The organism is Pseudorhodobacter aquimaris (assembly GCF_001202025.1).
Lineage (GTDB): Bacteria > Pseudomonadota > Alphaproteobacteria > Rhodobacterales > Rhodobacteraceae > Pseudorhodobacter > Pseudorhodobacter aquimaris.
The window spans coordinates 1-14,302 of sequence record NZ_LGHS01000005.1 but is presented as its reverse complement, the minus strand read 5'-3'; the positions used below and the strand labels follow the sequence as shown (position 1 = coordinate 14,302).

General features: G+C 59.8%; 15 protein-coding genes. 7 read left to right on the top strand and 8 right to left on the bottom strand.

The annotated features are described in order from the left end of the window. Nucleotides 1–277 precede the first annotated feature (277 nt). The gene (locus AKU94_RS00470) at nt 278–1,930 is read right to left on the bottom strand and encodes an amidohydrolase (RefSeq protein ID WP_050525411.1); all 1,653 of its coding nucleotides are present in this window, start codon (nt 1,928–1,930) and stop codon (nt 278–280) included. 184 nt (nt 1,931–2,114) lie between these two features. Here AKU94_RS00470 and AKU94_RS00465 point away from each other — a divergent pair, with 184 nt between their 5' ends. Further along, nucleotides 2,115–2,447 carry a bactofilin family protein gene (locus AKU94_RS00465; protein WP_050525410.1) on the top strand — a complete coding sequence of 111 codons (333 nt, stop codon included), beginning with the start codon at nt 2,115–2,117 and terminating at the stop codon, nt 2,445–2,447. Nucleotides 2,448–2,475: 28 nt separating this feature from the next. On the opposite strand, the gene AKU94_RS00460 is transcribed toward AKU94_RS00465, so the two are convergent. Continuing rightward, nucleotides 2,476–2,910 carry a PaaI family thioesterase gene (locus AKU94_RS00460; protein ID WP_050525409.1) on the bottom strand — a complete coding sequence of 145 codons (435 nt, stop codon included), beginning with the start codon at nt 2,908–2,910 and terminating at the stop codon, nt 2,476–2,478. 75 nt (nt 2,911–2,985) lie between these two features. Here AKU94_RS00460 and AKU94_RS00455 point away from each other — a divergent pair, with 75 nt between their 5' ends. Beyond that, a complete protein-coding gene (locus AKU94_RS00455) occupies nt 2,986–3,780 on the top strand; it encodes an enoyl-CoA hydratase (RefSeq protein WP_050525408.1) in 795 nt (264 codons plus the stop codon). Between the two features lie 33 nt (nt 3,781–3,813). Here the strand turns inward: AKU94_RS00455 and AKU94_RS00450 are convergent, their stop codons facing one another. Beyond that, on the bottom strand, nt 3,814–5,298 hold the full coding sequence (locus AKU94_RS00450; RefSeq protein WP_050525407.1) for a carboxypeptidase M32: 1,485 nt from the start codon (nt 5,296–5,298) through the stop codon (nt 3,814–3,816). Beyond that, nucleotides 5,295–6,461, bottom strand: a complete 1,167-nt coding sequence (ctaA, locus tag AKU94_RS00445; RefSeq protein WP_050525406.1) for a heme A synthase — start codon at nt 6,459–6,461, stop codon at nt 5,295–5,297. The genes AKU94_RS00450 and ctaA overlap by 4 nt, the downstream gene beginning before the upstream one ends. A gap of 241 nt (nt 6,462–6,702) precedes the next feature. On the opposite strand from ctaA, the gene AKU94_RS00440 reads away from it, so the two are divergent. After that, nucleotides 6,703–7,578: a MipA/OmpV family protein gene (locus tag AKU94_RS00440; protein ID WP_198144792.1), complete on the top strand. Its 876-nt coding sequence runs from the start codon at nt 6,703–6,705 to the stop codon at nt 7,576–7,578. Here the strand turns inward: AKU94_RS00440 and AKU94_RS00435 are convergent. After that, nucleotides 7,546–8,313 carry an RNA methyltransferase gene (locus AKU94_RS00435; protein WP_050525412.1) on the bottom strand — a complete coding sequence of 256 codons (768 nt, stop codon included), beginning with the start codon at nt 8,311–8,313 and terminating at the stop codon, nt 7,546–7,548. The two genes, AKU94_RS00440 and AKU94_RS00435, sit on opposite strands and share 33 nt — an antisense overlap. A 153-nt stretch (nt 8,314–8,466) precedes the next feature. Between AKU94_RS00435 and AKU94_RS00430 the strand changes: the two genes are divergently transcribed. Then, a complete protein-coding gene (locus AKU94_RS00430; protein WP_050525404.1) occupies nt 8,467–9,087 on the top strand; it encodes a thiamine phosphate synthase in 621 nt (206 codons plus the stop codon). Here the strand turns inward: AKU94_RS00430 and AKU94_RS00425 are convergent. From AKU94_RS00425 to AKU94_RS00415, 3 genes are all read right to left on the bottom strand, one after another. Continuing rightward, nucleotides 9,059–9,898 carry a lysophospholipid acyltransferase family protein gene (locus tag AKU94_RS00425; RefSeq protein ID WP_050525403.1) on the bottom strand — a complete coding sequence of 280 codons (840 nt, stop codon included), beginning with the start codon at nt 9,896–9,898 and terminating at the stop codon, nt 9,059–9,061. The genes AKU94_RS00430 and AKU94_RS00425 overlap by 29 nt on opposite strands. Further along, entirely contained in the window at nt 9,895–10,662 is a 768-nt protein-coding gene (locus AKU94_RS00420; protein WP_050525402.1) for a GNAT family N-acetyltransferase, read from the bottom strand. Before AKU94_RS00420 ends, AKU94_RS00425 begins: the two co-directional genes overlap by 4 nt. A gap of 108 nt (nt 10,663–10,770) precedes the next feature. Continuing rightward, complete coding sequence (locus tag AKU94_RS00415; protein WP_050525401.1) at nt 10,771–10,956, bottom strand: DUF3553 domain-containing protein; 186 nt, start codon at nt 10,954–10,956, stop codon at nt 10,771–10,773. 26 nt (nt 10,957–10,982) lie between these two features. On the opposite strand from AKU94_RS00415, the gene AKU94_RS00410 reads away from it, so the two are divergent. From AKU94_RS00410 to AKU94_RS00400, 3 genes are all read left to right on the top strand, one after another. Then, entirely contained in the window at nt 10,983–11,573 is a 591-nt protein-coding gene (locus AKU94_RS00410; protein ID WP_050525400.1) for a histidine phosphotransferase family protein, read from the top strand. Between the two features lie 206 nt (nt 11,574–11,779). After that, a complete protein-coding gene (locus tag AKU94_RS00405) occupies nt 11,780–12,763 on the top strand; it encodes a homocysteine S-methyltransferase family protein (protein WP_050525399.1) in 984 nt (327 codons plus the stop codon). Then, on the top strand, nt 12,760–14,302 hold a 1,543-nt coding region (locus tag AKU94_RS00400), incomplete at its 3' end, for a dihydropteroate synthase (RefSeq protein ID WP_198144791.1). The genes AKU94_RS00405 and AKU94_RS00400, both read left to right, overlap by 4 nt.

The following is a 14,302-nucleotide window of genomic DNA, read 5'->3' as shown; positions in this document are numbered from 1 at the left end:
CCTCCAATAATCCGCAAACCCTTCCAAGTCCGCCGCCGTCCCGCATCCCGTCGTTTCCAACCGTCTTCGTTTCGGTAAGGCAGCTTTTAGGCAAACTCCCCAGAACCCGCAAGAGCAAAAATTGCAAAAACATGACAACAATACAAAAGCACCAACACACAAAGGAAAAAGTTAACAAAAAAAAGCACAACAAACAAAAAATCAGCGCACAAAAAATGAGAACACAAAACCAAAATCACGAATCAATAAACGAAAATCTACGAATCCAGACAGGGAATCAGACCGAATACACAATCTCACCACCGCAAACCGTCAGAAAAACACTCAGGGAATCAATCTTCGACGACTCGACCTGCTCTATATCCCCATCAAGCATGACCAGATCTGCCGCGAGCCCCGCCTGCAAGGTCCCCGTCACACCGTCACGATGCGCGGCCCAGGCCCCGCCCGCCGTATAGGCGTGCAGACTTTGCATCAGGTCCAAGCGTTCATCAACTGCCCCGTCATAGGTGGGGCGCGTTTGCGATGCCCCCAGCCCTCGCATCACCGAGACATCTGTCACCGGCCAGTCAGAGGCAAAGGCGACCTTTGCCCCCTTCGCAACCAAACTGCGGCACAGATAGGAATCGCGCCAGCGCGCAGCGCCGATCATATCCATCGCGGGCTGCATCGCAAAATCCATCGCGCCGGGGGCATGCGGGGGCTGTAGGCTGGCAACGATTCCCAACGCTCCGAGCCGCGGAATATCCGCCCGGTCGATCAGTTCGATATGTTCGATACGGTGCCGACTGTCGCGGCGGCCATTGGCACGCACAGCCGCGGCGTAACCGTCAATCGTATTACGCACGGCCCCATCGCCGATCGCATGCACCGCAATCTGCAACCCGCGCCTGTCGATCTCGGTCGCCAGCTCCGCAAATCGTGCCGCCGGAAACAAAGGTTCCGAGCGATGCCCCCGACAGCCGGGATAATCATTGAGCATATAGGCCGTGCGACTGTCGATCACCCCGTCCATGAATATCTTCACAAAACCGCATTGCAGCCAGTCGTCGTTATAGTCACGCGTCAAAGCCTCGGCCCTGTTAAGTGCTGCAAGATCCATATGTGGCTTGAAATGAAACGGCACCTTAACCCGCGCGGTCAGTCGCCCCTCACGTCGCAAGCCGTCCAGCAGCTCCAGTGTAAAACGATTGCCATCCATATTGACCATCGAAGTGATGCCATGCGCCGCACAATGGGCCAGCCCCGCCGCCACCTTGGCGCGGTCAATCGCCAGCTCGGCCTCGCTTGGCCATGGGCTTGGCTCCTCTCCGGTGGCGATACCAAGGTTCAGCCGCGCCTCGCCGCCAAGGGCGATGACGGGGGCAAAGGCCTCAAACTCACGCAGCTCACCCGTCGCCAGGCCATCCGCGCCCATCACCACCTCATGTCCGTGCGGACACTTATGGCCATGCAATATCCCCGCCGCCCTAAGGGCCGCGGTATTGGCCCAGACAGTGTGATGATCCGCCGAGGTCATCGCAATAGGGCGCGTCGCCTCTATCAGATCCAGATCAGCGCGTGTCATCGGGTGATCCAACATGGCATAGCCTGCTCCCTGCGCCATCAACAGCGGCGCATCCGGATTTCTGGCACCGAAATCGGCAAAGGCAGCGCACAAGGCCTCCAACCCGCTGATCCCGCCGACCTGAAGATGCGCCAGTTCGGCGCCGCCAAGCACAAGATGCAGATGGCTTTCGACAAAGCCCGGCAGAACCGTGCGGCCTGCGGCATCAATCACCCGCGTCTGTGCGCAGGCCAGTGCCTCGATATCGCGGCGCGCGCCAACCGCAATAATCCGCCCGCACCCGAGTGCAACAGCCTGCGCCCTTGGCATCGCCGGATCCATCGTCAGAATCCGCGCATTGGTGACAATCAGATCTGCCTGCATAATCCGCCCCTGTTTTTACCAACTATAGGCAAGGCGACCCCCCTTAGGTCAAGCATTGCCAACACTCTGTTTCGGCAGAAAACCGACCATCTCCTCTATGATAGGGTTGACCCGTACCGCGGCTTCGTCCTTTTATCGCGCCAACAGGGTTTTCCGGCATGCCGGACCAATAAGGAATTTATGAATGTCTAGCGCCGCCAGCACCAATGGAAAATCCGTTCTCGCCTCTGACCTGAAGGTCACCGGCGATATCATTTCCAAAGGTAGTATCGAAGTCATGGGAGAGGTCGACGGCTCTATCACCTCTGAAAGCCTGATCGTCAGCCATGAAGGCGCGATCAAAGGCAATGTCGCCGCCAAGACCGTAGATCTGCGCGGACGGCTGCACGGCAAGATCGACAGCGGCGCGCTGACCCTGCGGTCGGCCGCACAGGTCACCGCCGAGATTACTTATGAAACACTGACCATCGAAAGCGGCGCACAGGTCGAAGGTGCCCTCAAGCTGGTAAAGGGATAAGGCAAACGGGCAGGACCGTGAAATCCGGTCACGCGCCGCCCTTCGTTTCGGGCGGGATCGAATAGGTCAGCCCCGCCCGCGCCACGGGGGCGGCGGTACCTTCGGAATAGATCAGCACATCCCCCACCGCCAGGACACGCCCCAGTTTGAGCAACCGCGCCTGTGCAACAAGTGCGCGGCCCGCAGCGGGTTTGCGCATGAAATCGATGCTGCAATTGGTGGTCACGGCCAATGCCACCGGCCCAAGCCGTGACAGAATTGCCAGGTAAACCGCCACATCCGCCAGCGCAAACATCGACGGCCCCGAAACCGTGCCGCCGGGCCGCAAATGACGATCAGCCACATTCAGGCGCACCTCCAGCAGGTCTTCCTCGACGCGGGTGACAGAGAAATCATTGGCCACCTGCGCAAACTCGCGCGCCAGAAACTCCGTCAACGCCCCTTGCTGCATCACTATTGCCATCAACGTCCCCTTTCTCTTTGCCCCTGCATGGGTAAACTGCCCCGAACCAAGGGGAAGAGGAAAGGCACAAATACCATGACCGACACGATTTTACAGCGTGAGGATCTTGCAGGCGGCATCGCGCGGCTGACGCTGAACACACCCCAAAGCCTGAATGCGCTTTCCGATGCGATGCTGGCCGCCCTTGACGCAGAGTTGGGGCGTCTGGCGCAGGACCCGCAAACCCGTGTTGTGATCCTGCGCGGGGCGGGCAAAGTATTTTGCGCGGGCCATAATCTGAAGGAAATGCAGGCAGGGCGCGCCAATCCCGATAAGGGGGCGGGTTATTTTGCCGATCTTTTTGCGCGCTGTGCTGATGTAATGAAGGCCATCACCACCCTGCCCCAGCCCGTGATCGCACAGGCGCACGGCATTGCGACAGCGGCAGGCTGCCAATTGGTTGCCAGTTGCGATATGGCCGTGGCCGCCCAAGGAACGCGTTTCGGAGTGAACGGGGTGAATATCGGGTTGTTTTGTTCCACGCCGATGGTCGCCCTGACCCGCAACGTCGCGGCCAAACATGCCTTTGAGATGCTGGTGACAGGGGAGTTTATCGACGCCTCGCGCGCACAGGAAATCGGGCTGATCAACCGCATTGCCGCCCCCGAAGCACTGGAGGCCGAGACCTTGGCGTTGGCGCAAACCGTGGCCAGCAAACTGGGCGCCGCCGTGCGTATCGGCAAGCGCGCCTTTTACGATCAGGCGGGGCTGCCCTTGGCTGATGCCTATGCCCATGCCGGTGCGGTGATGGTGGAAAACATGATGCTGCGCGATACCGACGAGGGGATCAGCGCCTTTATCGAAAAGCGCAAACCCGACTGGCACAGCTAAACATCGGCGCGGGGGCTGACCCCGCGCCAAAACTCACAGCTTGTAAATGCCGCGGAATTTCTCTTCGAGATAATCCAGCAACGGGCCTTCATGCGGCTCAAACCCGCAGGCCCGCGTGATCACCTCGCGCGGCTCATAAAGCCCGCCATGGGTTTGCACATTCTCACGCAGCCAGGTCGTTGCCGCCGAGGTATCCCCATCCGAAAGCTGGCTGTCGAGCTTGGGGATCGCGGCGCGCATCGCCTGATGCAAACAGCCCGCATAGAGGTTGCCCAAAGTATAGGTCGGGAAATAGCCAAACAGCCCCACCGCCCAATGCACATCCTGCAACATCCCGTTGGCAGGCTGATCCACGACATAACCGAAATCCGCCTTGAAGCGGTCATTCCAGGCGGCCTCCAGATCGCGCACGCCAAGATCGCCCAACACCAATGCGCGTTCCAGATCAAAGCGCATCATCACATGCAGGTTATATTGCACCTCATCGGATTCGGTGCGGATATAGCCCGCGCGGACCTTGTTCACGGTAGCATAAAACGCATCCGTATCCTTGGCGTTGAAATCGGCAAAATTGGCCCGCATCCGCCCCATCAGCCAGCCGGTAAAGGCGCGGCTGCGGCCAAGCTGGTTCTCATAGATCCGGCTTTGGCTTTCATGCACCCCCATCGAGGCACCGGCCCCCAAAGGGGTCAGCGCGTAATCGCGGTTGATCCCCAGCTCGTAACAGGCGTGGCCCACCTCATGCACGGTGGAATAGAAACAGTTGAACGGATCGCTTTCGACCACCCGCGTGGTGATGCGCACATCAGACCCCGAGCCGGATGAAAACGGATGCACCGCAAAATCCATCCGCCCCCGGTCCCAGTCATAGCCAAAGGCGCTGGCAAGCTCACGCGAGACACGCATCTGGCCTGCGCGCTCAAATCGGCCCTCCATCGGTTCGGGCTGATATTCTGCATCCAGCACCGCGCCGCGCAGTTCAACCAGACGCGGGCGCATCCGGTCAAACATCCCGCCAAGGCTGGCCGCGGTGGCACCCGGCTCATATTCCTCGATCAGCGCATCATAAAGATCACCGCCCTGTGCCAAATAGGCCGCCTCTTCACGCCGCAATTCGATTACACGCGCGAGGCTGGGCAGAAAACCCGCCACATCATTGGTCGACCGCGCCTCGGCCCATGTGCCTTGGGCGGTCGAGGTGACGCGCGCAATCTCTTCGGCCAAGGCGGCCGGGATTTTGGAGTTCCGCTCAAAGCTGCGGCGGATCAGGCGCAGATTGGCGCGGGCGACATCGCTTGTGGCCTCGGCCTCATCCAACCACTCCCCAAGGCGCGGGTCGGTGCGGCGGGCGTGCAAAACCGCCTCAAGCGCACCGCATTCCTCGGCTCGCTGACCGGCGGCCCCGCGCGGCATAGTGGTTTCGCGGTCCCAATCCAGACGCCCCGCAACCTGACCAAGCGCCTCTGTCTGGCGCTGAAAGGCCATCAATTCATCATATGCTTTGGTGCGGATGTTCATGCCGTGCCTTTCCGGATCGATCCCTGACGGGGATGTTGTGCAAGATGGCGCGCCCGCAGGATCAACACCCAAAGAATAATCGCCCCGACCTGATGCGAAATCGCGACATGCAATTGTGCCGCCGTCAAAACCGCCCCGATGCCCAGCACGACCTGCCCGAACATCATCACCATCACCCAATCAAAGGCGCGGCGGGTTGTGCGATGCGCCGATTTGCGCCCGCGCAGCCAGACAACAATGCCAAAGACAAACAACAGATAGCCGCTCATCCGGTGGATGAACTGTACCAAGCCGGCATTCTCGAAAAACGCATGCCACAGGGGCAGGCTACCGCCATTGCCATCAGGCACATAAAACGCATCCGCAGGGAAAAAATGACCGTTCATATCAGGCCATGTCGGAAAACCGCGCCCCGCATCAATGCCCGCAACCAGCGCGCCCAAAAGGATTTGCAGAAACGCGAAATGCATCAAGCCGGTCGACAGACCAAAGAGCTTTTTCTCCCGCACGCGCCGCGCCTGTAGCAAGTCTCCCTCGCTCCGCCCCAGCAAAAACACGTACCAAGCGATGAAGCCAAGGATCACAAAGGCCAGCCCCAGATGGGTGGCCAAACGGTAAGAGGCCACATCGACCCGATCCCCGCCCAAACCCGAGGACACCATCCACCAGCCGATCGCACCCTGCAAACCGCCAAGCGCCCCGATCCAGATCAGGCGTCCGTTCCAGCCGGTAGGGATCTTGCGGGCGACCAGAAAGCCCAAAAAGCCAACGGCCCATACAAGACCGATCACACGCCCAAGCTGGCGATGCCCCCATTCCCACCAATAGATGGTCTGAAAGGCCTCCAGCGTCATACCCTTGTTTTGCAGCTGGTATTCGGGGATGGCGCGGTATTTTTCAAACTCTGCCTCCCAGGCGGCGGCATCCATCGGCGGCAGCGCCCCGGTAACGGGCCGCCATTCGGTGATCGACAAGCCGCTGTCGGTCAGCCGCGTCAAGCCGCCCACGACGATCATCGCCATGACCAGCGCGAACAACACGATCAGCCACAGCCTTATTCCGCCCCGCGCACCTGCGTCCTTGCGCGCAATCATGCCGCCGGTGGGCCCCTTGGGCTTGGCGCCCTCTCCCACCTCTTCGAAAATACTGCGTTTTGCGGTCATGAATATCTCGCTATGGTCAGGCCTTCGTATCGGGGCGCAGGTTAGGCCGCTCCCCCCGCCGCTTCAAGACCCTGCGGACACGGGCCGCAAGGGAATGCACCGCAGAATTTAGAATTAGGCGCCTTGATTGCGACATTTCCACAACGCCGCAACGCCTGTTTATCTTGGTGCTATGCAAGCGCCTGCATCATCCCTAAAAGAGCGAAACTTAAAAAGCTGCCAATCTCAGATGGGATCAAATATGAGAATCATCGCCCTCGCCGCTGCCCTTGTTGCCGCACCTTTTTCTGCATTTGCAGGCAGCCTTGATACGGCCCCCGACACGCAGGTGGTTCAGCCATTGCCGCCGGTCAAAGCGCCCAAATTGGCCTTTACCCTGCGCGCTGGTGTGGCCGGCGCCCCCGCCTATTTCGGTGCCAAGGATCTGGAGGCTGGACCCGATTTCGCCTTTAGCCTGAAATATCTGGCGCTGCCCGGCGGACGGAGCTTTGGCTCCACCGACCCTAAGGCGGTAAAATACGGCTTGGGGCTGCGCGGCTCTTTTCGCTATATCGCCAAGCGTACCGCCACCGACGATCCTGAGCTGGCCGGCATGAATGACGTAAAAGCCACCGCAGAGCTGGGCCTTGGCCTTGGCTACACCCAGCGCAATTTTGAGGCCTTTGCAGATGTGCGCTACGGTGCCATCGGCCACCACGCCTGGGTCGGCGAACTGGGCGCCAATGCCGTTGTCCACCCGAATGAAAAACTGACACTGCGCGCAGGTCCACGGGTTTTCTTTGGCGATAGCGATTATGCCGACACCTATTTCGGCGTAAGTGCCGCCGAGTCGACCGCAAGCGGTTTTGCCGCCCATTCTGCCAGCGGTGGCGCGCTGTCCGCAGGGGTCGAATTGGGGGCAACCTATGCCGTCAATGACGCTTGGGGCATCGACGGGGCGCTGCGTTGGGATAAATATCTGGGTGATGCGAAATCCTCACCCATCGTGCAGCAGGGCAAAACAACAATGTCAGCCTGCGCATCGGTCTTGTGCGCCGCTTTTCGTTCTGAACGGATGCAAAGGGGCCGCGCAACCGGCCCCTTTTTACTTGTCCAGATGTCGCGCGATTTGGCGTAGCATCCCGTGAAAGGTCGCCACCTCGGCCTTGCTCAGGCCAAGCCGCCCCCACATGTTGCGCAGGCTTTGCTTCATCCCGGGCACTTTGGCCGACGGATAGAAAAACCCCGCCGCCTCCAGCTTTTCCTCAAAATGATCGCCCAGCTTTTCCACCTCAACCCGGCTGGCAAATTCGGTGCGGTTAAAGCCCATCACCTCAGGCACCACTTCCTGTGTTTGACGCACCCATTCATAGCCCATCAATAAAACACATTGCGCAAGGTTCAGGCTGGGGAAATCCGGGTTCACCGGCACCGTGATAATTGCATTGGCTTGCACCACATCGTCATTCTCAAGGCCCGCGCGTTCGGGGCCGAACATCACAGCAACCTTTTTGCCCGCCGCCACAAGGGCACGCGCACGGGCCATTGCGGCCTCGGGGGTCATGATCGGTTTGGTCAGTTCGCGCCCCCGCGCCGTGGTGGCAAAGACGTAATCGCAATCGCCAATCGCGGATTGCACATCACCAAAAAGCCCCGCCTCATCCAACAGCCGCCCCGCGCCCGATGCCATCGCCACCGCCTTCTGGTTGGGCCAGCCGTCGCGCGGATCGACAACGCGCAGCCGCTCCAACCCGAAATTGAGCATGGCACGCGCAGCCCCGCCGATGTTCTCCCCCATTTGCGGGCGCACCAGCACAAAGGCCGGCGGCACCTGATCGATCACAGGAACCTGTGTCTCATTATCATCTGTCATCACCATGGCCTTCGCGTTGCGGATATGCCCGCGCCTGATACGCCCGCGCCCCTGCGATGACAAGCAGGCGCCGGTGGCACAATCGACAAACCACGCGTAGCCAAGGCCGAAAATCTGCGCTAAAGCGACCTTCAGACATCAGGAGTATCCATCATGGTCGAAGCCGAGCGCCCGCAAATCTATCTTATCACGCCGCCTGTCTTTGAACTGGGCAGCTTTACCGAACAGCTCAAATCCGTGCTGGACACGCATGAAATCGCTTGCCTGCGCCTTAGCCTTGCCGAGCGGGATGAGGACAGCCTGTCACGTGCCGGCGACGCCCTGCGTGAGGTGGCCCATGCCCGCGACGTGCCGATCGTGGTGGAAAACCACGTGCTTTTGGCCGGTCGCTTGGGGCTGGACGGGGTGCATCTGACCGACACCCGCAAGAGCATCCGCAAGATGCGCGACGAGATGGGCGCGGATGCGATCATCGGTGCTTTTTGCGGCGTCACCCGTCATGACGGCATGAACGCGGCCGAGGCAGGGGCGGACTACATCTCGTTCGGGCCGGTCGGGGACAGCACCCTTGGCGATGGCAGCAGCGTGGATTTCGAATTGTTCGAATGGTGGTCCGCGATGATCGAAGTCCCCGTCGTCGCCGAGGGCGCGTTGACGGTGGAGCTGGTCGAAAAATACGGCCCCGTCACTGATTTCTTTGGCATCGGCAGTGAAATCTGGGCCACAGAGAATGCCAGTGACGCGCTCAAGGCGTTGTTGCAGCCTTTGGGATAACACCGGCATGACCCGCACGGATCACCGCCTCACATTGCGCGGCCAGATCCTTGCGGTTCTTGAACTCATCAACAGCAAGGGGGGGGTGAAAGGTCACCTCCACCGTGCCGCGCCGGGGTTGCGCCAAAAGGCGCAGCAAATGTGGCGCGAAATCCATATCTCCCCACCAGCCATAGAACCGCGCATCCGCCCCCTTTGGCGCGCGATAGCGCACCGAGACCGGCTGGATATGCATCACCGCCTCCATCCCATGCGTGAAAAAGGCCGCAAACAGTGTGGATTTGAACGGCAAAACCCGCAGGCTGTCCGTGCTCGTCCCTTCGGGGAAAAACAGCAAGCGATGCCCCATGCGCAATCTGGCCTCGAACTCAGCCTGTTGGCGACGGGCCTGCGCCGGATCGCGGGTGATGAAAACCGTCCCCGTTGCGCGGGCGAGCCAGCCGATACCCGGCCAGCGCGCAACCTCGGCCTTGGACACGAAATAGACCCGATCACAGGCGTTGAGCACAAAAATATCCAGCCATGAGGCGTGATTGGCCACCACCGCCCCCCGCTCGCGCATTGGCTCCCCCTTGATATGCAGCCGCACCCCCATGACCCAAAGCGCCGCCTTGCAGACCGCTTGGGTAATATAGGGCGTCACGGGGCGCGCGTGTTTGGCCAAAGGCACCTCGAACAAACGCACAATCAGCAAGAGCAGCAAGCCGCCATAGGTAACAACCGCAAAGGGCACCAGCCGCAACACCACCAGCAACCATCCAAGCGGCGTGATCGCAGAGGCGGGTGGCGGGGCCTCTTTCCACATGGTCATGCTTGTTTGCGCTCATAAAAGCGGCGGTGGCGCGCCGACATCTGGCCGGTATCCATCACCAGACACACATCCGTGGTGTTAAAGGCATGATCGACATAGGCCCCCTCGCCAACAAAACCGCCAAGCCGCAAATACGCCTTGATCAACGCAGGCGTGCCCAGCATCGCCGCAACCCGGTCGACATCCTGCGCGCCGATCAGGTCCATCCTTTGCGCGTTTGGCCCGATTGCCCGCACCCGCAAATCTTCGGGCGCAAGGTGGTTGTGGTATAAATTTGCCAAAGGCTGCGCAAGCACATCTGCATCGGTGCCATGGAAACTGGCTGCCCCGAACATCACCTCAATGTCGCGGGCCAAAACATATTCCGCCAGTGCGTTCCACAGATGAAACATAGCCGCCCCGCCACGATAATCGGGATGCACACAAGAGCGCCCAAGCTCCAGCAACCTCTTGCCCGATGCCTTCAGTGCCGAAATGTCGAACTCATCCTCGGAATAGAACCGCTGCCCCGGCGCGCCCGGCAAAAGGCGGTAAACGCCCACGACATCCTCCATCTGCGCCGCGTCGCGCCGTGTGTCGATCAGCAAAAGATGGTCGAACACCTCATCAAAGGCATCGCACTCTAGCCGCGCATCATGGTCCACCAAGGGACCATCCGCGCCCAGCTCCTCTACGAATACCCGATACCGCAGGCGCTGCGCCGCCGCGAGGTCACGACTGTCACCCGCCAGACGCAAGGTGAAATGTCGGTCGCTCTGCTGCATAATCGCCCCATCGTTACGTTGCGTGCCATACCTAAGTCGCCCTCCATTCCTTTGCAACAGCAAGGAAATGGACGTGCAATCACAGGTTGAACTTCCCGAACCCCGGCATTAATCTTTATGATCAACACTCCAAACCGGTTCCAGCGTAATGATCCGCCCGTCAATCGTCACTTTGCCCTGATGTTCAAAGTTCACTGTAATCCGGTCGCCCACGCGTGATTGCACTTGCCCCACACCCCAGTCGAGCTGTTGCGGATGCCGCACAAGCATCCCCGGCTCTAACATATAATTCATTCTCTTACCTCCAGACAGGACGATCCATGACCGACCAAACCGACCTTACAGCGCTTCTTGGTTCTCGTATTTGCCATGACCTTATCAGCCCGATTGGGGCCATCGGCAATGGTGTAGAACTGCTGATGATGGAAGGTAGCACACCCTCGCCGGAATTGATCCTGATTGCCGAAAGCGTGGCCTCGGCAAATGCACGCATCCGGTTTTTCCGCATCGCCTTTGGTCTGTCCAGTAGTGAACAGCGCCTCAGCCGGACCGAGATTTCCAAGGTACTGGCCGACACCAGTCAGGGGGCGCGGGTCTCTTTGGATTGGGCGCTGACGACGGATGTCTCGCGGGCGGATGCAAAGCTGGCCTTCCTTGCGATCATGTGTTGCGAAACCGCGCTGGCCTATGGCGGGCGCGTCAAGATCAGCCTTGAGGGAAGCAAGATCCATGTCACCGCACAAGCAGAACGCCTGCGCATTGATCCCCCGCTTTGGGACAGCCTGTCGGCTCCGACCCCTGACCTGACGCCGGCGCAAGTGCATTTTGCCCTTTTTGCCGCCGAGATCGCGCATCAAAACCGCAGGCTCTTGACCGAGATCACAGGGACCGAGATCCGGCTGACCTTCTAAGCTGATTTTCTGAAGGTCGGGGCGGGTCAGAACCCTGCCCGCGCCCCGACATCCGATATTATTCATAATCTTTACAAGAAACATGAATTTCACTTTCGGTTAAAGACAGCATAGAACACGCCAGACCCCAACCTGAGGATTCTGCCGTGCCCCTTCCGCTTTCACCCGTTTTCCAAGCCCTCGAGACCAGCGCCCGCGAGCGTATCATGATCCTTGACGGCGCCATGGGAACCCAGATCCAGTCCCTGCATCTGGCCGAAGAGGATTATGCAGGCACTGCCTCGGGGCATGTTTGTCGCCATCACACCGACCATCCGCAAAAGGGCAACAACGATCTGTTGATCCTGACCCAGCCCAAAGCGCTGGAAGAAATTCATTTCGATTTCGCCATGGCCGGTGCGGATATTGTCGAGACCAATACATTTTCCGCGACCACCATCGCGCAGGCCGATTACGGGTTACAAGCCGCCGTGCCCGACCTGAACGCAGAAGGCGCACGCATTGTGCGCCGCGCGTTGGACCGCGCCACTGCGATTGACGGCAAGCCCCGCTATGTCGCCGGGGCTGTGGGGCCAACGAACCGCACGGCGTCCCTTTCGCCTGATGTCAGCGATCCGGGCTTTCGTGCCGTGACCTTTGATGATCTGCGCGTCGCTTACGGCGAACAGATCCGCGGGCTTATTGCGGGCGGCGCCGATATCATCATGATCGAAACAGTTTTTGACACGCTGAACGCCAAAGCCGCCATTTTCGCCTGTTTTGAGGCGTTTGAGGCCCATGGAACCCGCCTGCCGATCATGATTTCAGGCACCATCACCGATGCTTCGGGCCGGACCCTTTCGGGGCAGACACCCACCGCCTTCTGGCATTCGGTCAAACATGCGCGGCCCTTTACCGTGGGCCTCAACTGTGCGCTGGGGGCGGCGGCGATGCGTCCGCATATGGCGGAACTGGCGGCGGTGGTTGATACCTTCACCTGCGCCTATCCCAATGCCGGGCTGCCAAATGCCTTTGGCCAATATGACGAGGGCCCCGAGGCGACGGCAAGCCAACTGGCAGGCTTTGCCGAGGAAGGCCTGCTGAACGTGGTGGGCGGCTGTTGCGGCACCACCCCCGACCATATCCGCGCGATTGCCGAGGCCGTTGCCCCCTTCGCCCCCCGCAAAATCCGCCAAGAGGAAGCAGCATGACCCGTTATCTTCGCCTCTCCGGTCTGGAACCCTTTGTCCTGACCCCCGACATCCCATTTGTGAACGTGGGTGAGCGGACGAACGTCACCGGCTCTGCCAAATTCCGCAAGCTGATTACCAACCGCGATTACACCGCCGCCCTGGATGTGGCACGCGATCAGGTAGAAAACGGCGCGCAGATCATCGACATCAACATGGACGAAGGCCTGATCGACTCACAGGCGGTGATGGTTGATTTTCTGAACCTCGTGGCGTCGGAACCCGATATCGCCCGCGTACCGATCATGATCGATTCATCGAAATGGGAGGTGATCGAGGCCGGTTTGAAATGCGTTCAGGGCAAATCCGTCGTCAACTCCATCAGCATGAAAGAAGGCGAAGAAGCCTTTCGCCACCATGCCCGCCTGTGTCTTGCCTACGGGGCGGCGGTCGTGGTCATGGCCTTTGACGAACAGGGACAGGCCGATACCTGCGCGCGCAAGATAGAGATCTGCACCCGCGCCTACCGTATTCTGGTGGATGAGGTCGGCTTTCCCCCCGAGGATATCATCTTTGACCCCAACGTTTTTGCCATTGCCACCGGGATTGAGGAACATAACAACTACGGCGTAGATTTCATTGAGGCAACGCGCTGGATCAGGGCCAATTTGCCCTATGCCCATGTTTCGGGCGGGGTGTCGAACCTGTCATTTTCCTTCCGCGGGAATGAACCTGTGCGCGAGGCGATGCATGCCGTTTTCCTTTATCACGCCATTCAGGCGGGGATGGATATGGGCATCGTCAACGCGGGTCAGCTTGCGGTTTACGACCAGATCGACCCCGATCTGCGGGAACGCTGTGAGGATGTCATCCTTAACCGGCGCGAGGATGCGACCGAACGGATGCTGGAGGTTGCCGAACGTTTCCGTGGTGGCGGCGCGCGCGAGGAGAAGGTCCGCGATCTGGCGTGGCGGGACTGGCCCAATGACAAGCGGCTGGAACATGCGCTGGTCAATGGTATCACCGAATTCATCGAGGCCGATACCGAAGAAGCCCGTCTTGCCGCCGAGCGCCCCCTGCATGTGATCGAAGGCCCGCTGATGGCGGGGATGAACGTCGTTGGCGATCTCTTTGGCGCGGGCAAGATGTTCCTGCCGCAGGTGGTCAAATCCGCCCGTGTGATGAAACAGGCCGTGGCCGTCCTTTTGCCTTATATGGAAGAGGAGAAACGGCTGAACGGCGGCGAGGGGCGGCAATCGGCCGGCAAGGTCTTGATGGCCACCGTAAAGGGCGATGTGCATGACATCGGCAAAAACATCGTCGGCGTGGTTCTGGCCTGCAACAACTATGAGATCATCGACCTTGGCGTGATGGTGCCGCCGCAAAAGATCCTGCAAACCGCGCGGGAGGAAAACGTCGATATCATCGGCCTGTCCGGCCTTATCACGCCCAGCCTTGACGAGATGGCCCATATGGCCGCCGAGATGGAGCGCGAAGGTTTTGACATACCGCTGCTGATCGGGGGGGCGACCACCTCCAAGGTGCATACGGCGGTGAAAA